A 19,369-nucleotide genomic window follows, 5' to 3' on the forward strand; every position below is an offset into this window, starting at 1 on the left:
ATGAGGCGGGCTGGCACCCGGCACACCGACCGCCGGCGGCATCCTCAAATCTGGTCATCGACGTAGGCATCCGCGCGGAGGAGACTGTTGCCATGACAGCATTCGCGCTCACTCACGTCAGCATCGTCACGGCAGACCGCGACGGCACGGTTCTGCCTGACCACACGCTGCTCGTGGGGCAGGGCGGAACGATCGAGCAGGTTGGGCCGGCCAGCGGCGTGGAGGTGCCTCGGGGCTACCGGGAGATCAGCGGGACGGGCAGATTCGTCATGCCGGGACTCATCAACGCGCACGCACACCTGTTCTCAGACGGCAAGCCACTTCCGCCGATTCTGCTCAACGAATCGGCAGAGAAGGCCGTGTCGATATTCATGCACAGTCCCGTCGGCGATCGATGGCTGAAACGGCGCACCAAAAGGGCAGTCCTCGCTCAGATGAACACGGGCGTGACGACGATTCGCAGCCTCGGCGACCCCGGATACGAGGTCGTGAAAGTCGCGGCAGAGATCGACGGCGGCGCGTACATCGGGCCGCGGCTGATCGCGAGCGGGCCCCTCATGGCCGTCAGCGGCGGCCACGGCGCACCCCAGATAGCGCTGATCAGTGACAACCCCTGGGACGCCCGCCGCAACGTGCGCATCAACCTGCGGCACGGAGTCACGGCGATCAAGATTGCCGCGACAGGCGGCGTCACCGATGCCAAAGCGATCGGGGAAGCCGGGCGCCCACAGATGACCGAGGAAGAGATGACGGCGATCTGCGAAGAGGCCCACAACGCCGGGGTTCTCGTCGCCGCGCATGCGCAGAGCGCCGAGGGAATCGTTCGCGCTCTGCGCGCCGGGGTCGACACCATCGAGCATGGCGCCGCGATGAACGACGAGATCATCGAGCTCTTCCGGAGCAACCCGAAGTCGCTGCACGGATCGTCGGCGCTCATTCCGACCCTCACGGCTGCCTTGCCGATCGTGAAACTGCCGCTCGAGACGACGGGGGTCACGGAGATCAATCGGGTGAACGCGGTGATGGTGCTCGACGAGATGCTGCGGGGAATCACGGATGCACGTGAGAACGACATCGCCCTGGGAATGGGCACCGATTCGTCGCTCACGTTTGTGACGCACTACAACACATGGCGCGAGATCGACCTCGTCATTCGACACGGCAACGTGCCCGCCGCACGCGCGTTGCACGCAGCGACGCAGGCAAACGCGACGATTCTCGGCATCGACGACGTCACCGGTTCGGTCGAGGTGGGCAAGAGCGCCGACCTCATCGTGACGAATGCGAACCCGCTCGACGACATCCGTACACTCTCGCAGCCGCACGCTGTCGTCGTGCGAGGCAGCCTGATCGAGTCGCCGACCATCGAGCGTTTTCCCGAGATCGATGAGAAGCTCGATACACTCTGAATGACCCCTCGCAACGAGTGCCATTTTTTCCGTTTGATCTGGGCAAATAACGGCAGAAAGTGGCACACGTTGCGTGAGGTGGCTGGCACAGCATGGTGACGAACCTGGTCACCGTCAGCGGCCAGCGCGCTCCGCGGCATCCAGCGCGTTGATCACGCGGCGGCGCAGCTCGTTTGATCGCTCGGCAAAGTCACGCTGCCGCCTGACGTACTCTGCCTTGCCCTCTGACGTTTCGATCGCGATGGGCTCGGCTCCCCACTCGCTCACGTCATAGGGCGAGGCCGCCATGTCGAGCCAGCGAATGTCTCGCGCCAGCTCGAACGCATCGAGCAGCACCTCGCCAGGCACGAGCGGCCCGAGCTTGATCGTCCATTTGTACACGTCCATTCCCGCGTGCAGGCATCCCGGCTGTTCGAGCTCCGGAGCTGACTCCCGCGTGGGGCGCATCCGGTTGAGAGGAGCTGCCTGCGGGGTGAAGAAGCGGTACGCGTCGAAGTGGCTGCACTGAATGCTGTGCGTGTCGACGACAGCATCCGTGCCCTTCTGCCCCAGGCGTAGCGGAACCTCGTGCCGATGCTCCCCCTGCCGATACACCATCGCCCATTCGTGAAGACCGAAGCAGCTGAACTGGCCTGGGCGCGCCGCGGTGCGCTCGAGAATGCGTCGAATCGCCGTGACCCCCGCGCCCTTCGCCCGGAGGTAGGCGGCGGCATCGACACGCAGCGAACCTGGCACCTCTCCCGGCACGTACCACTTCCATTCCGCTCGCGGCATATGCGCGGCATCCGCGAGCTCGACGCCCGCTCCCGGATGCCAACGGCGCAGAATGCTCGGTTTGTACGAGTAGTAGGTGAAGAGAAAATCGTCGATCGGATGCTGCTCGCCACTGATCTTGCGCGCACGCCACCCGGCCGTGAACGCGTCTGCACGCTGCTGGTGCGCGATCTCGCGCGATGCCCACGGGTCGTGTGCGAGCACTCCCTGGTCTGTCAGCGCGGCGTGAGTGGTCATGATTCGAGGGTAGTCGCCTCAGCACCCGCGATCCCAGCTGCAGCTCAGGGCGAAGGCGCCCGCATAGCTCTGTCGGCGTAGCATGGCGTCACCGATACACCCGACCGTGGAGATGACATGACGAAGACGTCGCGGGCACTGGGCACCATTGCGGCCCTGGGCGCGGGAGCTGTTGCAGCACTCGCCTCATATGACCTGAGCCAACGCAAGCACTCTGTTCTGCGCAACTACCCTGTCATTGGGCATATGCGCTACCTGCTTGAAGGCATCCGCCCCGAACTGCAGCAGTACTTCATCGAACGCAACTGGGACGGCAGGCCGTACGACCGCGACACTCGCTCGATCATCTACGAGCGCGCCAAGGGAACCCACGGCGAGCAGGCCTTCGGCACCGAGCGCGACGTCAATGCTGACGGGCACGAATGGCTCGTTCACTCCAGCGCGCCGGTGAAGCAGCCTGGCGACATTCCGCGGGTGACCATCGGCGGCCCCGACTGCACGAAGCCGTACTCCATGGCGCTGCTGAACGTTTCGGCCATGAGCTTCGGAGCGTTGTCGGCGAATGCCGTGCGGGCGATGAATCGTGGCGCACACGACGGCGGCTTCGCCCAAGACACCGGCGAGGGTGGCCTGTCGAGTTATCACCTCGAGAACGGCGGCGACCTCATTTGGGAGATTGGCACCGGCTACTTCGGAACCCGAACGAAAGACGGCCGCTTCGACCCGAAGCAGTTTGCTGAAAAGGCGTCAGACGATCGCGTGCGATGCGTGTCGCTCAAGCTCAGCCAGGGAGCGAAGCCAGGAATCGGCGGCGTTCTGCCCGCCCCGAAAGTCTCGCCCGAGATCGCGAGCGTCCGCGGCGTTCCCGTGCACGAGAAGTGCGTGAGTCCGCCGCATCACCAGGAGTTCGACACGCCAGCTGGGCTGATCCGGTTCATCGCTCACATGCGGGAGCTCTCCGGGGGCAAACCCGTTGGAATGAAACTCTGCGTCGGGTCGCGCATCGAAGTGCTCGCGATGTGCAAGGCGATGATCGAGGTGGGCACGGCCCCCGATTTCATCATCGTCGATGGCGCGGAGGGAGGCACCGGTGCCGCACCACTCGAATATGAAGACCATGTGGGCATGCCGCTCACGCAGGGCCTCATGATCATGCACAACGCCCTCGTCGGCACCGGATTGCGCAGCACCATCCGTCTCGGTGCCAGCGGCAAGATTGCTGCGGGCAATGACATTGTCAAGCGGCTTATTCAGGGTGCCGACTTCACAAACGCGGCCAGAGCGATGATGATGGCGGTCGGATGCATTCAGGCACAGCGCTGCCACACCGATAAGTGCCCCGTCGGCGTGACAACTCAGAACCCACGTCGAGCGCGTGCGCTCGACGTGGACAGCAAGAGCACCCGCGTCACCAACTACCAGAGCGCGACGGTCGCAGAGGCCGTTCGCCTGATGGCATCCATGGGTGTGAGCGACCCGTCGCAGTTGACGCCCCGGATGCTGCGTCGCAACGTTGATGTGCACGAGAGCCAGTCGTATGAAGAGCTCTACGAGTGGCTGCGCCCCGGCGAACTGCTCGAGGCCGCACCCGAGTCGTGGGCAGCCGATTGGAACCGCGCGAGCGCAGATCTCTTTCCGATGCCGTGATGCAAACACACAGCCCACGTCCGGCATAACTGCATGCCGGGCATCCAGAATGGAGGCATGGAGCGCAAGTTTGTTGTCGTGACCGGCATTGTGCAGGGCGTCGGGTTTCGGTTCTCCGCGCAGCGGGAAGCCGAGCGGCTCGGCGTGACGGGCAGGGTGCGCAACCGCAATGACGGCTCCGTCGAGGTCGCCGTGCAGGGAACCGCGCAGCGTGTCGCCGACATGCTGCGCTGGCTGCGCACCGGCCCGGAGTCGGCGAACGTGCGCAGCTTCGAGGTCACCGACGTCGTGCCCGTCGATGACGAAACGCAGTTCTCGATCACGGGCTGACAATCTCTGACCGGCGTGCAGCGCGGTGACATGCGCTTCACTATGCCTACGGTATATATTGTCTATACAAACCGACAGCTCACAATGGAGGTGCCCGCGTGGCGCAGTTGGAAGAGAAGACCCTGCCGCTGAGCGTCTTCGTCGATCTTGACCGCAACGGCCCCGTTCCGCTCTATTATCAAATCTCCCAGCGCCTCGAGAAGGCGATTCGCGAAGACGTTCTTCCCGCGGGATCGCGCCTTGAGAACGAGGTGGCGTTGGCTCAACGCCTCGGTCTGTCGCGCCCCACGATTCGCCGAGCGATTCAAGAGCTCGTCGACAAGGGCCTTCTCGTTCGGCGGCGCGGCATCGGCACGCAGGTTGTCCATGGGCGTGTGACGCGCAACGTCGAACTGACGAGCCTCTTCGACGACCTCGAGCGCTCGGGTCAGACACCGAAAACCGTCGTTCTCTCCAGTGAACGGGGAACAGCGGATGCCGAGACCGCAGAGCTCCTCGGCGTCGAAGCGGGCAGCCCGGTGCTGCACCTCACGCGGTTGCGCTCTGCCGATGGCGTTCCGCTGGCTATTCTCGACAATGTGCTTCCCGAGGAGTTCATCGACCTGAGCATCGACGATCTTGCGAAGTATGGTCTCTACCAGATGCTGCGAACGCGCGGCGTGACGATGCGGGTAGCGAAGCAGACCATCGGAGCCCGCGCGGCATCTCAGCGTGAAGCCGAGCTTCTCGATGTCGGGAAGGGCGGCCCGGTTCTGACGATGTCGCGCACGGCGTTCGACAACTCGGGCAAGGCAATTGAGCACGGCCGCCACTGCTATCGTCCCGACCTCTACTCGTTCGAGATCACCCTCGTCGATCGCTGACTCACAGCGGTTCTCCACAGCATCCGTGAACTCGCGGTTCTGTCGTTCCTGCCTGGTACCGGTGAGAGATGGCCACCCGCAGAGCCGTAGGGTGATCGCATCTCTGGGCTGCAGTGGTAATACACACGGATATAAGTACAAATGATCGCTTGTGCTACTGTGTGAGAGATCGAGGCAAGGAGGACGTCGTTGGATGCTGAAAGTGCAGTCGATCTCGATCTCGCCCTGCGTGCGCTTGCAGACGAGAACCGACGGGCGATCTTGCGCGTGATTCGCTCTGATCCTCAACCGGTGGGAGTTATCGCTGATGACGTCGGGCTGTCGCAGCAGACGACGTCTCATCATCTCGGTGTACTTCGCAAAGCGGGGATTGCGGTCGGCACTCGCGACGGCACCCGACATCTCTTCGCTGTCGATACCAACGGTCTTGCGGCGGTGCGCTCGTATCTCGATGATTTCTGGCCGACGAAATTGTCAGCGCTCAAGGCCGCCGTCGAGGCCGAGGAGCCTAATTCACATGGCTGAATTCCGGGAATCCATTGACATTGACGCTGCTCCCGAGACAGTATTCGCGTATCTAACGACGGACGCGGGGATGCAGGCCTGGATGGGGCAGCATGCCGAACTCAACCCGACACCCGGGGGCACCTTCGCCGTCGACATTGCCGGGCACCCGGTGCGCGGCACGTATCTGCATGTCGAGCATCCGAGCCGAGTCGTAGTCTCGTGGGGATTCGCGGGAAGTGACGATTTACCGGCCGGAGCGTCAACCGTCGAGTTCCTGCTGACCGCCATCGGCACGGGAACCCGTGTCGATCTCTGTCATTCCAACTTGCCCGATGCCGAGGTGCGCGGCCACGCCAACGGTTGGGCGAATTTTCTGCCGCGCCTCGCCGTCGTCGGCGCGGGCGGCAATGCCGGATCAGACGACTGGGTTCCACTCACCGAGTGCGCCCAGGGTTGGCAGATGAGAAAGGATGTAATCATGACACACGACAACGCATACGCCGTCGTGAAGAAGTACCACTACGCGTGGACCAACGGGGACGTCAACGGCGCCATGAACTACGTCGCCGATGACATCACGTGCCAAGCGCCAGGCGTCGACCTCGATGGCAAAGTCGCCTACCGGGAGTTCATCTCCGGGTTTGCGCCTCAGCTCACAGGCATTGGGAAAATCGCTGAGTTCGTCGACAAGGACCGCGTCGCACTCTTCTACTACCCGCAGACAGCTTCGACCTCAACCACTCCCGCAGCTGAACTCTTCACAATCAGAGACGGAAAGATCAGCGAGAGCATACTAATATTCGATCGCCTCTCCTACGGCCGGCCCGAGCAGTCCTAGGGAGACGCCCCAATGACTCCAGAGCAGACTGTGCTCATAGAACGCATCCGCACGCTCATCCTGCACGAGACTGCCGTGCGCGAGGTCTCAATGTTCGGCGGACGATCCGTGATGGTGAACGAGAAAATGATCGCCAGCGCCTTGAAAGGTGGAGACCTGCTGGTGCGTGTCGATGCCGCCCGGCACGACGAGCTTCTCGACCGGGCAGGGGCAACGCAAGCGGAGATGGGCCTGGGTCGTGACATGGGACCAGGGTGGATCGAAATCACGGCGGACGCTATCGCTGACGATAAGCATCTTTCCTCGTGGATCGAAGTCGCGATGGAGCATAATCGATCGGCGGCGCACGGGCATCCGTGATTTCGCTCTTAAGGATACTCACCTCTGCTGCACATAAAGTAATTCCACACTGCGCATTCTGTACAGCATCCTGCCTGAAATGATCAGTCTCTGCACTTGTTGGTGCGCAGGCTCGGCGCCTAACGTGGAAGATCCGGCGCGTCAGAAGGAGCAAGCTCGTCATGGTTCGATTTGTTGGTGTTCAAAACGCGGTTCGGTGGATTCGAGCCACAGGACTCGAGACGATTCTCGGAGAGCTGAGCGAATACGTCGCAGACGACTATCGCCGCTGGGAGTCGTTCGACAAGAGCCCGCGTGTCGCCAACCATTCACCGATCGGCGTCATCGAGCTCATGCCGACGAGCGACGGCCACCTGTATGGCTTCAAGTACGTGAACGGCCACCCGTCGAACCCGTCACGGGGCCTGCAGACAGTCACCGCATTCGGCGTGCTCTCTGACGTGGCAAGCGGCTACCCGCTGCTTGTCGCCGAGATGACGCTTCTGACGGCGTTGCGTACCGCGGCGACGTCAGCGATGGCGGCCAAGCACCTCGCACGTGCCGATTCGGCGACGATGGCAATGATCGGCGCGGGAACACAGGCTGAGTTTCAGGCGATCGCGGTGCGCGAAGCGCTCGGCATCCGCACGCTGCGGGTGTTCGACACCGACCCGCTCGCCTCGGCGAAGCTCGTGCGCAACCTCACGCCTTTGGGCTTCGACGTCTACGTGGCCAGCGACTCGGCGGATTCTGTGGCGGGCGCCGACGTCATCACCACCTGCACCGCCGACAAGGCGAACGCAACGGTGCTCACAGACGACATGGTGAAGCCGGGCGTGCACATCAACGCGATCGGCGGCGACTGCCCGGGCAAGACCGAGCTGGATGCCGCGATTCTGCGTCGCGCAGATGTGTTCGTCGAGTTTCCGGAGCAGACGCGCATTGAGGGCGAGATTCAGCAGGTCGAGTCCGACTTCGCCGTCACCGAGCTCTGGCAGGTTGTGTCCGGAACGACAACCGGGCGCGCGTCAGCCGAGCAGATCACCGTCTTCGACTCGGTCGGCTTCGCCATCGAAGACTTCTCGGTGCTGCGCTACCTGCACGACAAGACGAACCACTCGGCATTCTCCATCGACATCGACCTGGTCGCCGACCCCGACGACCCGAAAGATCTCTTCGGATTCGCTCAGGGCTCAGACGCCCCGGTTCCCGCCCTGTAGGGCGTGCGCATGTCCATTCAAGCGCCATCGGCTGTGGTGCTCGTTCGACCACGCCATTTCACGCCGAATCCGGCGACAGCGACCGACAACACATTCCAGACGTCGGCGTCGGGCGATCGCGAAACCATCGCCGGAGCGGCGTGGCAGGAGGTGACGGATGCCGCGGCCGTGCTCGAGCGGCACGGCGTCACTGTTCATCTGTTCGACGATGAGCGCGATGACCGCGCCGACGCCGTCTTTCCGAACAATTGGTTCTCCACACACTCCGGCGGTCACATTGCCGTGTACCCGATGCAATCTCCGAGCCGCCGCGGCGAGCGCCGCGAAGACATCATCGAGCTGCTCAAGCGCGAGTACCGCGTGCAAGACGTCATCGATTACTCGGGGCTGGAGTACGACGATGTCTTCCTTGAGGGTACCGGAGCCATGGTGCTCGACCATCTGAGCCGCATTGCGTACACGGTGCGTTCCGCCCGCGCGGACCCCATTGCGCTCGAACGCTTTTGCACGAACTTCGGCTACGAACCGATGGTGTTCGACGCCGTCGATGAAGCGGGCCGCCCGATCTATCATTCAAACGTGCTCATGTGCGTGGCGACGGACTTTGCGCTGATCGGTCTCGACTTCATCGCAGACGATCGTCGCCGTGCGCAGATTCTCGAGCGTCTCGGTTCCCATGACCGCGAGGTGATCGCGTTGAGTCGCGCGCAGATTCGTGAGTTCGCGGGCAACGCCATCGAGCTGCAAGGAAGCAATGGCCGCATCCTCGCCCTCTCTGTTCGGGCGCTCGAATCGTTGACGGCAGATCAGCGTGACGTCATCGAGAAGAGTTGCACGATTGTGCCGGTCTCGGTGCCGACAATCGAGCTCGCGGGCGGTTCCGTGCGCTGCATGCTCGCAGGCATTCACCTCGATACTCGAAGCCGCTGAGTCGGGGGCGATTTAGCGCAGCGCCGAGCTGAGCAGCAGGCTCGTTTCGCTGTTGATCACTCCGTCGACGCCACGGATGCGTGCCAGAAGCCTGTCAAATGACGCCAGACTGTTGGTGCGAAGGTCGGCGACGAGATCCCAGCCGCCGTTCGTGGTGTGCAACGCGTGAACTTCGGGAAAGCCGCGGAGCCTGTCGATGACGTCTGAGGTGGTGCGGCCCTCCACCTCGATGAGGCTGACGGCGCGCACCACGTCGGTACTGACGTCTTCGCGAACGCGCACGGTGAAGCCGAGCACGATGCCGTCGTCGACGAGCCGATTGATGCGGTTGTTGATTGTCGCGCGGGTCACGCCGAGTCGATGAGCCAGGGTGGCCACGGGTTCGCGGCCGTTGAGGCGCAGCTCGGCGATCAGGCGTTCGTCAAGCTCGTCAACGTCTCTCATATGCCGATTCTACGAGCGATCGGCATCGTGCCCACGCCGATGCACTCCGCGCGGCCACTTTCTGGCACGACACTCCTTTTCCCGATGCCATCGCGGGTACCGCTCCGATTTCCTGCAGACAGCGGGCGAGGTGGGCACCTGACGACGAGATCATTTTCACATTGACGACTGAATCGCTTCTGAATTGGCGACTGCGCTTACCACAGTGGTTTCAGAGCGCGACAGCGTTATGCTCAGCGGCACTGCGGCGCGCAGCATCCAGAACTCGCAGCACCGTCACGCCCTGCTCGGCCGGCACAGGGCCTGCTCCGCCGGCCTCGATCGCGCGAGCGAACTCATCGTAGTAACGCGTGTAGTCACCCTGCAGAGACGGGATGCTGCGCGAGCCGGCGCTCGTGCGGACGGTGCCCCAGCGCTCTTCGCTCTCGATACCCCATGCAGCGCGGTCTGCACTCGGACGTTTCCCTTCGAAGATCGCCTCGGCCTGCACATCGCTGTAGTTCGACGTGTAGGTTCCGGCATCACCCAGAAGTTTCAGGTCGCGGGATTCGAGCCGGTAGGCCTTTGACGCAGAGATCGTGGAATATGCCCCGGAGGTGTGCTCAATGCCGATCGTGAACCCGACATCGGTGCTCCCCTCTGGGAGCTCCTGCACCTCGAGGTGGGCAGTCACGAACCGCGGTTCGCCACCGAGCAGGAGAGCCTGATCGACGACGTGGCTTCCGAGATCGCGCAACAGCCCGCCCTGGGGACCAGCTTCGATCGATCCAGGGTCGTCTTGATCGCAGCGAAGTTCGATGCGCTGCAGCCGGCCAAGTTCTCCGGTCTCGAGCATGGAACGCGCCGTGACGATGTCGGTATCGAAGCGACGGTTGTGAAACACATTGAGCAGCACGTCGGCACCGCGAGCGCTGTCCGCGAGGAGCTGCGCCGTGGCGGCATCCGGTGCAAACGGCTTGTCTGCAACGACGTGCAGCCCCTTCTGCACAGCCTCGAGCACGAGGTCGCGGCGCGTCTCGGGAGGCGTCGAGATGACGACGGCATCCACACCGAGGGCGATGAGGTCATCAATCGACGTTGCGATCTGCACATGAGGCAGATCAGACGTCACCTGCTGACGACGTGTCGGCGACGACGTGACCACGGCGACGAACTCGCACTCGTCAGAGGCTTCGATGAACGGCGCGTGGAAGTACCGCCCACCCGTTCCGTAGCCGATGAGGCCGATGCGAACGCTCATGATGCCTCCGGAATACCGAGCTCGCCGGTGAGGTACTGTGCGCGGCCGAATCCGAATGTCCAGTCTTGCGGGCCGTTCTCGACGTAGCCAAGGAACACGTCATTGCCCGCGACGCCTGCTTGCTCGAGTCGGTCGGCGATTGCAGCGTAGAGCGCCCGCTTGGCGGCATCCGTTCGACCGCCTTGGGTGAAGACCTGAATCATCACGACGCCGGTGCTGCGCTCGAAACCGAGCCCCGCGTCTAGGGCGATGATCTGTCCCGCCTGATGCTCGGTGATGATTTGGAACCTGTCACGCTCGGGGATCCCGTATTCGGCGACGATCGCTTCGTGAATGGCGTCGGCGATGGCGCGTACCTGCTCAGAACTGCGACCGACGTTGATGTCGATTCGAACGAGGGGCATGCGGGCTCCATTCCCTAAATACTTTGTGCTTACATTCTTACATTAAACACGGAAAATGGAAACCACGAGACTCCGGGCTCCTCACGCACCGACGGGGCTGCCCCATGAACCGAAGCAACCCCGTCGACGATTCCGGGCACGTCAGCCAATCGAAGCGTTCGCCTCATGCAGCACGGCAGAGGCGACCTCAAGCCCTTCGATGCGGCCCAGCTCGACGTCTTCGTGCTCGATGTTCACCCACATGTCGGGGTCGACGTCACGCAGTGCTCGCAGGAATCCCGCCCAGTACGCCGCGTCGTGGCCCTTGCCGAGCGCGACGAAGTCCCACGCGGCATCCTTCGGCCACTCGTTCGCCCACTCGTCACCACCGAGATTCGTGCGCTCCTCCGACGGATCGAGACGCCGGAATCGGTTGTCGAGAACGCCGTAGAGCGCGGCGTTGGCAGGGTTCACACGGACGTCCTTCGCGGCGGCGTGGAAGACCAGCTCGCCCAGATGGCGCACGACAGCGACCGGGTCCATCTGCTGCCAGAACAAGTGCGAGGCGTCGAGTTCGACACCCACGTGCGTGGCGCCGGTCAGCTCGATGAGCTTGTGCACGTCTGCCGCATTGAACACGAGGTTCTGCGGATGCAGCTCAAGCGCGACCTTTACGCCGTGGTCGGCGGCGAACCGGTCGATCTCACGCCAGAAATCTGCCGCGATATTCCACTGGTAGTCGAGAACGTCGAGTGACGCGGAGTTCCACGCATTGACGATCCAATTGGGATGCTTCGCGCCGAGCTCCCCTCCAGGCAGACCCGACATCGTCACCACGCGGTCCTGGCCGAGACGTTCGGCGAGCTGGATGCTGCGGCGAACATCGCCCGCATGCTTATCGCCGATCTCGCGCGTCGGGTGCAGTGGGTTTCCGTTGCAGTTGAGTCCGGCAATCGTGACACCGGTGCCGTCGAACTGTTCGAGGTAGTCGTCGCGCGCGGCGTCACTTGTGAGTACCTCGTCGAGGCGGGGAACATGTACTGCTGGCAGGAAACCACCGCTGTTCACCTCGATACCCTGCAGCCCGAGTCCCGCGACAACGTCGATCGCTTCCGGAAGCGTGCGGTCGTGCAGAATTGCGTTGTAGACGCCGAGTTTCATTGTCAGTTCTCCTTCTCAACACGAACAGCGGCACCGGCGTTGCGCGCCGATTCTGCGACGGCTTCCAGCATCCGCATGCTGTGAATGCCCTCGTCAAAGGTGGCGCATCGCGGCAGCGAGTCGCCCTCGGGCATGCCCGCAACCTCTTCGAGGAACGATCGCGCCTGAAAGACGAAGCCATCATTCTGGCCGAAGCCGATCCCAGGAGCGTCCATGGGGAATCCGCCTGCGACGTACGGATGGTTCGGGCCGAGGATGACCTGGCGCTCTCCGCGCTGCGACGGCTCGCCCTCGGTCTTGAACAGCGAGATCTCGCTTGGTCGCTCCTGGTTCCAACTCGCCGTCCCTTTGGTGCCGAACACCTCGAACGCGAGCCCGTTGGGATGCCCGGCGGCAACGCGCGACACCTCGATGCTGCCCGACGCGCCGTTGGCGAAGCCCGCGGTAAACGCCGCGTAGTCATCGTTCTCAACCGGCTCGAAGGTGTCACTCACGGCGACGTGCCCGTGGCCGACCGTAGCCTCAAGCGGCACAGGGCGTTCGTTGATCACCGTGCTGAATCGACCGCCCGAGACCTCGATGACCTCGCCTGCGATGAACTCGGCGATGTACGACAGGTGGCTGCCGACGTCGGCGAGCGCCCCGGAGCCCATCGGCCCCTTGTAGCGCCACGTGATGGGTGCCATCGGGTCGCAGCTGTAGTCCGCCCAGTAGCGTCCGCGGAAGTGCAGAATCTCACCGAGTTCGCCGCTCTGCACGAGGTCGCGCACGAACGCGATGCCCGGGGCGCGACGGAAGGTGAAGCCCACGCGGGCAACCGATGACGCCGTGCGGGCAGCATCCGCCATGGCTTCGGCGTCTGCAATGGTGTCGCTCAGCGGCTTCTCGCAGAGCACGTGCTTGCCCGCAGCAAGCAACCCTTCGACAACCTCGCGGTGAAGGTGGTTCGCGATGACGACGCTCACCACGTCGATGTCGTCCGCCTCGGCGATGGCCTGCCAGTTCTGGTCCGTGCGCTCGAAGCCGAATCGTCGCGCGGCTGCCTCGCCGAATACCGGGTTGACGTCGCCGATCGACACCAGACGAATCTCAGGAAGCACCGGGTCATACAGTGTTGACGCCGCTCGATACGCGGCGGCGTGTGCGCGGCCGGCCATTCCGGCGCCGATGACGGCGACGCCAATCGAATCCGACATGATGTTCCTCCACAGTTCTCGTCTTTGAAATGATGGGCGACCCGGGTAGTGTCGGATCGATTGGAGCGTTCCAATATCGCTAGTACGAACACGCTAACCTGTGTAGTAATGTCCTGTCAAATGATTTCTTGAGGATGCTGATGAGCACACGAGTCACGATTTACGACGTCGCCTCGGCGGCTGGCGTCTCAAAGTCTCTCGTGTCGCTCGTGCTGCAGGGATCGCCCCGCGTCAGCCAGGGGAAGCGCATCGCCGTCGAGCAGGCCATCGCTAACCTCGGCTATCAGCCGAACCGACTTGCCGCCGGCCTTGCGGGAACCCAGACGAAGAGCATCGGCGTGGTGATCGATGACTTTCGCAACCTCTGGTTCGTCGAGCTGCTTGAGGGCTTGAAGACTGCATTAGCCGATACCGGCTACTCGTTGAGCGTTGCGGACATGTCGCTCAACTCGCACATCGGCCGTGACGCCGTAGCGACGTTCCAATCGCTGCGCGTTGATGGCATCATCATCGCCGCCGAGGCAGCCGGACTCCTGCACCAGCTGAGAGGAACTCCTCACGTGGTCGTCGGAGGCCGGGAGATGGGAGATACCTCGAGCATCACCGTCGCGAACGATGACATCGCTGGCGGGCGCCTGATCACAGAACACCTCTTGAGCCTCGGCCACCGCAGCGTCCATTTTCTCTCCGGAATCGGAGAGGCCAATCGGAGGCGCCTGATCGGCTATGCGCGGGCAATGAACGAGGCCGGACTCGAGCCAAACATGGCGGATGCCGGAGGCACGACGGAGAAGCACGGCAACGAAGCCGCGAACGCGCTGCTCAACGAGCATCCGGAGGCCACCGCCATCATTGGGGCGAACGACACCATGGCTATCGGTGCACTCGGGGCGATGCGCACACGAGGGCTCAGCGCGCCAGAGGACATCTCCGTCGTCGGCTACGACGATTCTCCCCCCGCCGGATACGACATGATCTCACTCACCACCGTCGATGACCGCGGGCACGAGGTGGGGCGTCAGGCTGGTCGCGCGCTGCGGGCCGCGATCGCGCACGACGAAGCGCCGACGACCGAGATTCTCGTGCCGCCGACGCTTGTCATTCGCAGCTCCAGTGGAGCCGTCCCGCTGCGCTGATCGTCCCTCAGCGCCGTAGATGCACGGTGTAGAGAGCCCCTGTGGTGACGCCCTCCTCGACCGCTTCCAAGGTGCGTCCGCGCGTCTCGGGAACCTGCGTGGCCACGAAGATCAGTGCAAGCACACCCACTCCGGCGAAGAGGAAGAACGTTCCCGTTATGCCGACGCCTTCGACAAGCGAGGGGAAGTACAGCGAGAGGAAGCCATTCGTGATCCACAGGGCGAGCACGGAAATCCCAATGCCGATGCCGCGCATGTGCAAAGGGAAGATCTCAGAGAGATACACCCACACAGCGACGTTGAGGAACGTCTGCATCGATCCGACGAAGATCACGACGAGCAGAAGGATCACCCAGGGGCGCAGCGGATTTCCCGCCGGAAGCAGCATTGACGAGACGCCGATGAGCACGTGGCTGATCGTCGTGAGGGAGAGGCCGATGATGAACGTCTTGCGGCGGTCGATGCGGTCCATCATCCACAGCGCGATGATTCCTCCCACGACGGCGATGACGCCGGGGGCGATGTTGGCGATCAACGCTGCGTCCCTGTCGAAGCCCGATTCGATCAGCACGATCTGCCCGTAATACATTATCGAGTTGATACCCGTGAGCTGCTGAGCGATTCCCAGACCGATGCCGACGAGCAGAGTGCGGAAGAGCCACTTGTTCGTGAGAATCGAACGGATGCCGACGGTGTGTGCTTCCTTCTCCTCCTCGGCGATGCCCTGGATCTCGTCAAGCTCCGCCTGCGCACGCTCCGGGGAACGCACCGTTTTCAGAACCTCGAGCGCATCGGCAAACCGGTGCTTCTCCACAAGCCAGCGGGGCGACTCTGGCATCCTCAGCATCCCGATGAAGAGGGCGGCTGCCGGAATCGCGCAGACGGCGAACATGAATCGCCAGACGCCGTCGATGTGGCCCCAAACATTGCCGATGATGGCGTTGACGACAAAGGCGGAAAGCTGGCCGACGACGATGGCGAGCTCATTACGACCAGCGATCGAGCCGCGGATCTCATAGGGTGCCATTTCGGCGAGGAACACGGGGACGACAGTGGATGCTCCGCCGACAGCGAGTCCGAGGCAGATTCGGCCGACCACGAGGATCTCGTAGTTCGGAGTGAACACGACGATCATGGCGCCAACGAAGAAGAAGGCGGCGAGCAGCAGGATCGTCTTGCGACGTCCCCACGCGTCGGAGATGCGTCCGCCGACGAGCGCACCGGCTGCGGCAGCGAATACGAGAGAACTCGTGACAACGCCCTCGGTGAACGGCGTCAGACCGAGCTCCTCGGTCATAGGGCTCAGCGCACCGTTGATGACGCCGGTGTCGTAGCCGAAGAGCAGTCCGCCGAAGGTGGCGATGAGGGCGATGACGCCGAGACGCTTGCGGAAGGGGCCCTTGCCGAGCGGAGGCAGAGTCCCGATGCTGTCGCTGCCCTTGCTGTGTGGCACTGTCATGAACGACTCCTTCGTCTGATGCTGTCTGCCAATGACAGCATCTTCGTCAGCAGGTTACGCACGTCGCGAAACTTTGTGAGGACATTCTAACCACTTAACCTTTAAGCCCACAATCACGACCACCATTTTCCTCGGAATACATCACGGACGGCGGTCCGCAACACACTGCGTGTACGCGAACCGCCGTCCGTGACCGTTCAGAGTCAGTCTTGTTTCTTCTGTCGTTTCATATCGGTGAGCTCTGTCACGGGAACTCGACCGACACCAGCGGCATCGTCACTCTCGATCTCATCACGAATGGAACGGAGCTCGCCGGTGTCGGCTCCCGCCGACGCAAGCTCATGCACGAGTTCTTCAAGCTCTGCCCCACCAGCCATCATCGTCGTCAAGTCGTCAAGGGTGATTTCGGACTTGCGGTGATAGCCGATACTCTGCCCCCTCTTCAGCAAGAGGAAGCGATCGCCGACGGGGTACGCATGGTGTGGGTTGTGCGTGATGAAGACGACGCCGAGACCACGCTCCCGCGCCTGGATGACGTATTTCAGAACAACGCCCGACTGCTTGACGCCAAGCGCAGCCGTCGGCTCGTCCAGAATCAGAACCTTTGCCCCAAAATAGACGGCTCGCGCGATGGCGACACATTGACGCTCCCCTCCGGAGAGCGTCCCGATCGGCTGCTCGACATCTCGCAGATCGATGCCCATGTCGAACAGTTCCCGTTTCGCTGTCCGCTTCATGAAATCAATGTCGAGACGCTTGAACGGCCCTCGCCCCTTCGTCGCCTCCGAACCGAGGAAGAAATTTCTCCAGACCGGCATGAGCGGCGCCACGGCAAGGTCCTGGTAAACCGTCGCAATTCCGCGTTCGAGTGCCTGACGCGGCGAGTTCAGCTTTTCGGCCTTGCCGTCAATCTCGAAGACCCCGTTATCGTGCTGGTGAAGTCCCGCAATGATCTTGATCAGCGTTGACTTTCCTGCGCCGTTGTCACCGAGAACGCACATCACCTCACCGCGAGCGACCTCGAGATTGACGTCACGAAGGGCAATGATGTTCCCGTAGCTCTTGCTGACGTCCGCCATTTTGATCAGCGGTGGCTCGACGGGTATTCCAGTCGTCATCATTTTGCTCCCTTCCCTGCTCGACGTTGCAACCAGAAATTCAGCACGGTTGCCCCGAGGAGCATGGCTCCGAGGAAGAACTTCAACCAGTCTGGATTCCACTCGGCATAGACGACACCTTTCAAAGCCATGCCGTAGATGAGCGCCCCAATCGCCCCACCGATGGCGCTTCCGTATCCGCCAGTCAGAAGACACCCGCCGACGACCGCCGCGATGATGTAGAGAAACTCGTTTCCAATACCCTCACCGGACTGAACCGTCTTGAATGCGAAGAGCTGGTGCATTCCCAGCAACCAGGCGCAGAACCCGACCCCCATATACAAGCCGATCTTCGTCGCCCAAACCGGGACACCCACAGCTCGCGCCGACCCCGGCGCACCCCCGCTCGCCAAGATCCAGTTGCCGATCCTTGTCCGACGCAGAATCCACGTCGCGATAACGACGAGTGCGATCCAATAGAAGACTGTGATCTTCACTCCGATGCCGAAGATCGGTATTTCTGACGCGAAGATAACTGCAGCGGATTCGAAACCGGGCATGTTCTCAATGGACGGGGTAGCGACCGCGCCCGTGATCGCACGAGTGAGCCCCAGGTTGAGCCCAATGAGCATGAAGAAGGTAGCGAGGGTAACAATAAAGCTCGCGAGTCGCGTCTTCATGAGTAGCCAGCCATTGAGGAAGCCGACGCCCACCGAGAAGACAAGCGCAAGGATAACGCCAATCCAGACGTTGGATCCGAACCAATAGACGGAGAGAGATGCGGCAAGGGAACTCGAAATCACTCCAACGCCGGTCGACAAGTCGAACTCGCCTCCGATCATGAGCATCGAGACGCCGACCGCCATGATCCCGACAGCCGACGCCCCGTACAGCGTCGTCGCGATGGAACTCGGCGTGATGAAGATCGGGGCGACGATGGCGAACATCACAAAAAGGACGATCGCGGCGGCGGCCGCCCCCACCTCTGGCTTCGTGAAGATTTTCGCGAAGACAGAGGCGGAAGCAACTCGCTCGTCGGCCTGCTGACGCACAGGCGTCTGAGTAGTCATACAGTACTCTCCCTGTTATCTTGTGCCGTTCTTGGCGAACTCGGCGATGGATTCAGCATTCTCCTGAGTAATGATCTGCGGTCCGGTCAGAACCGGCTTACCGCCGCCCATGACATTGCCGTTGTCGTGGTACAGACGAGCCGACGACACAGCCAGGTAACCCTGAAGATACGGCTGCTGATCCACGAGGAACTGGATGTCGCCGTCTTGCAGCGCCTTGATCGCTTCCGCATTGAGGTCAAACGTTGCCAACTTGGCGTCGCTCCCGGCATCGGCGATGGAGTCAATCGCTGTCATGGCGAAGGGAGCGCCCAGAGTCAGCACGTAGTCGATATCACTGCCGGTTTGCAGCTTTGCAGTGATCGTCGACGCGACGTTGTTCATGTCCGTGCCCTGCACGTACAGCCGTTCGAACTCGCCTTCAAACGTTTCGTCGACCCCGTCGCAGCGGTTCTCAAGACCGATGTGACCCTGTACCTGAATCACGCAGATCATGTTGGTTGCGCCAAGCTCATTGAGCTTTTCGCCAGCCGCTTCTCCAGCTACTCGATCATTCTGACCGAAATGAGCAAGCACGCCCATGTCCTTGTACTGGTCCTCACCAGAGTTGAGACTGAAGACCGGAATCCCCGCAGCGACTGCGTCCTTCACCGGGCCAGACATTGCCTCCGGCTTTGCCAGAGTGACGACGATGGCATCAACGCTCTTGTCGATGGCCTGCTGCACGAGTTGCGCCTGCCGCGCACCATCTTCGTCGTTGCTGTACAGCAACTCGATGTTCAGTTCGCTAGCCGCCTTTTCCGCGCCAGCCCTCACGATGTCCCAGAAGGTGTCTCCGGGAGGTGCGTGGGTGATGAAAGCGACCTTCAGAGGATCTGACTTTTCTCCGCCTCCGCCGTCATCGCCCTGTTTGACGCCCGCAGGGCCACTGCACGCCGTCAGAGCGACCGCGGCCGATACTGCCAGCGCAGCGATGCCGAGCCGGCCCCAACGCCGTAAACGGGTTATCAACATATTTCCACCTCATTGTGCATTTGAATGTATGTCTTTACAAATGTAGCGTTGACCTGAGAGTTTCTCAAGGGCCAT

Annotated in this window: 20 protein-coding genes; 10 read left to right on the forward strand and 10 right to left on the reverse strand. The window is 62.3% G+C overall.

The window, feature by feature from the left end; translation table 11 throughout:
* Positions 1–92: 92 nt before the first annotated feature.
* Positions 93–1,409, forward strand: a complete 1,317-nt coding sequence (locus HCR84_RS17220; protein WP_166983290.1) for a metal-dependent hydrolase family protein — start codon at positions 93–95, stop codon at positions 1,407–1,409.
* A gap of 114 nt (positions 1,410–1,523) precedes the next feature.
* On the opposite strand, the gene HCR84_RS17225 is transcribed toward HCR84_RS17220, so the two are convergent.
* Complete coding sequence (locus tag HCR84_RS17225) at positions 1,524–2,420, reverse strand: 3-methyladenine DNA glycosylase (protein WP_166983156.1); 897 nt, start codon at positions 2,418–2,420, stop codon at positions 1,524–1,526.
* Between the two features lie 117 nt (positions 2,421–2,537).
* On the opposite strand from HCR84_RS17225, the gene HCR84_RS17230 reads away from it, so the two are divergent.
* The 8 genes from HCR84_RS17230 (at position 2,538) to ctlX (ending at position 9,094) form a co-directional block, all read left to right on the forward strand.
* Complete coding sequence (locus HCR84_RS17230) at positions 2,538–4,067, forward strand: FMN-binding glutamate synthase family protein (RefSeq protein WP_166983155.1); 1,530 nt, start codon at positions 2,538–2,540, stop codon at positions 4,065–4,067.
* Positions 4,068–4,124: 57 nt separating this feature from the next.
* A complete protein-coding gene (locus tag HCR84_RS17235; protein WP_166983154.1) occupies positions 4,125–4,397 on the forward strand; it encodes an acylphosphatase in 273 nt (90 codons plus the stop codon).
* A gap of 98 nt (positions 4,398–4,495) precedes the next feature.
* On the forward strand, positions 4,496–5,260 hold the full coding sequence (locus HCR84_RS17240; protein WP_276511789.1) for a GntR family transcriptional regulator: 765 nt from the start codon (positions 4,496–4,498) through the stop codon (positions 5,258–5,260).
* A 189-nt stretch (positions 5,261–5,449) separates the two neighbouring features.
* Positions 5,450–5,785, forward strand: a complete 336-nt coding sequence (locus tag HCR84_RS17245; RefSeq protein WP_166983153.1) for an ArsR/SmtB family transcription factor — start codon at positions 5,450–5,452, stop codon at positions 5,783–5,785.
* Positions 5,778–6,605 carry an SRPBCC domain-containing protein gene (locus HCR84_RS17690; protein WP_166983152.1) on the forward strand — a complete coding sequence of 276 codons (828 nt, stop codon included), beginning with the start codon at positions 5,778–5,780 and terminating at the stop codon, positions 6,603–6,605. The genes HCR84_RS17245 and HCR84_RS17690 overlap by 8 nt, the downstream gene beginning before the upstream one ends.
* Before the next feature lie 12 nt (positions 6,606–6,617).
* A complete protein-coding gene (locus tag HCR84_RS17255; RefSeq protein ID WP_166983151.1) occupies positions 6,618–6,965 on the forward strand; it encodes a TfoX/Sxy family protein in 348 nt (115 codons plus the stop codon).
* Positions 6,966–7,126: 161 nt separating this feature from the next.
* Entirely contained in the window at positions 7,127–8,164 is a 1,038-nt protein-coding gene (gene ocd, locus HCR84_RS17260; RefSeq protein ID WP_166983150.1) for an ornithine cyclodeaminase, read from the forward strand.
* 9 nt (positions 8,165–8,173) lie between these two features.
* Positions 8,174–9,094, forward strand: coding sequence for a citrulline utilization hydrolase CtlX (gene ctlX, locus HCR84_RS17265; RefSeq protein WP_166983149.1), 921 nt, complete (start codon positions 8,174–8,176; stop codon positions 9,092–9,094).
* A gap of 12 nt (positions 9,095–9,106) precedes the next feature.
* Here the strand turns inward: ctlX and HCR84_RS17270 are convergent, their stop codons facing one another.
* The 5 genes from HCR84_RS17270 to HCR84_RS17290 form a co-directional block, all read right to left on the reverse strand.
* Entirely contained in the window at positions 9,107–9,538 is a 432-nt protein-coding gene (locus HCR84_RS17270) for an Lrp/AsnC family transcriptional regulator (RefSeq protein WP_166983148.1), read from the reverse strand.
* 211 nt (positions 9,539–9,749) lie between these two features.
* A complete protein-coding gene (locus HCR84_RS17275) occupies positions 9,750–10,778 on the reverse strand; it encodes a Gfo/Idh/MocA family protein (protein ID WP_166983147.1) in 1,029 nt (342 codons plus the stop codon).
* Complete coding sequence (locus HCR84_RS17280; RefSeq protein ID WP_166983146.1) at positions 10,775–11,182, reverse strand: tautomerase family protein; 408 nt, start codon at positions 11,180–11,182, stop codon at positions 10,775–10,777. Before HCR84_RS17280 ends, HCR84_RS17275 begins: the two co-directional genes overlap by 4 nt.
* Positions 11,183–11,323: 141 nt before the next feature.
* Positions 11,324–12,322, reverse strand: a complete 999-nt coding sequence (locus tag HCR84_RS17285; RefSeq protein ID WP_166983145.1) for a sugar phosphate isomerase/epimerase family protein — start codon at positions 12,320–12,322, stop codon at positions 11,324–11,326.
* A 2-nt stretch (positions 12,323–12,324) separates the two neighbouring features.
* A complete protein-coding gene (locus HCR84_RS17290) occupies positions 12,325–13,518 on the reverse strand; it encodes a Gfo/Idh/MocA family protein (RefSeq protein WP_166983144.1) in 1,194 nt (397 codons plus the stop codon).
* A 140-nt stretch (positions 13,519–13,658) separates the two neighbouring features.
* On the opposite strand from HCR84_RS17290, the gene HCR84_RS17295 reads away from it, so the two are divergent.
* Positions 13,659–14,654, forward strand: coding sequence for a LacI family DNA-binding transcriptional regulator (locus HCR84_RS17295; RefSeq protein ID WP_244972528.1), 996 nt, complete (start codon positions 13,659–13,661; stop codon positions 14,652–14,654).
* A 7-nt stretch (positions 14,655–14,661) separates the two neighbouring features.
* On the opposite strand, the gene HCR84_RS17300 is transcribed toward HCR84_RS17295, so the two are convergent.
* From HCR84_RS17300 to HCR84_RS17315, 4 genes are all read right to left on the reverse strand, one after another.
* Positions 14,662–16,113, reverse strand: a complete 1,452-nt coding sequence (locus HCR84_RS17300; protein WP_166983142.1) for a sugar porter family MFS transporter — start codon at positions 16,111–16,113, stop codon at positions 14,662–14,664.
* A 203-nt stretch (positions 16,114–16,316) separates the two neighbouring features.
* Positions 16,317–17,231 (reverse strand): ATP-binding cassette domain-containing protein, encoded by a 915-nt coding sequence (locus HCR84_RS17305; protein ID WP_195706741.1) that lies wholly within the window; start codon positions 17,229–17,231, stop codon positions 16,317–16,319.
* Positions 17,231–18,280 (reverse strand): ABC transporter permease, encoded by a 1,050-nt coding sequence (locus tag HCR84_RS17310; protein ID WP_166983140.1) that lies wholly within the window; start codon positions 18,278–18,280, stop codon positions 17,231–17,233. The genes HCR84_RS17305 and HCR84_RS17310 overlap by 1 nt, the downstream gene beginning before the upstream one ends.
* Positions 18,281–18,295: 15 nt before the next feature.
* Positions 18,296–19,294, reverse strand: a complete 999-nt coding sequence (locus HCR84_RS17315) for a sugar ABC transporter substrate-binding protein (RefSeq protein ID WP_166983139.1) — start codon at positions 19,292–19,294, stop codon at positions 18,296–18,298.
* Between the last annotated feature and the right edge of the window lie 75 nt (positions 19,295–19,369).

This window comes from Paramicrobacterium fandaimingii (assembly GCF_011751745.2).
Taxonomy (GTDB): domain Bacteria; phylum Actinomycetota; class Actinomycetes; order Actinomycetales; family Microbacteriaceae; genus Paramicrobacterium; species Paramicrobacterium fandaimingii.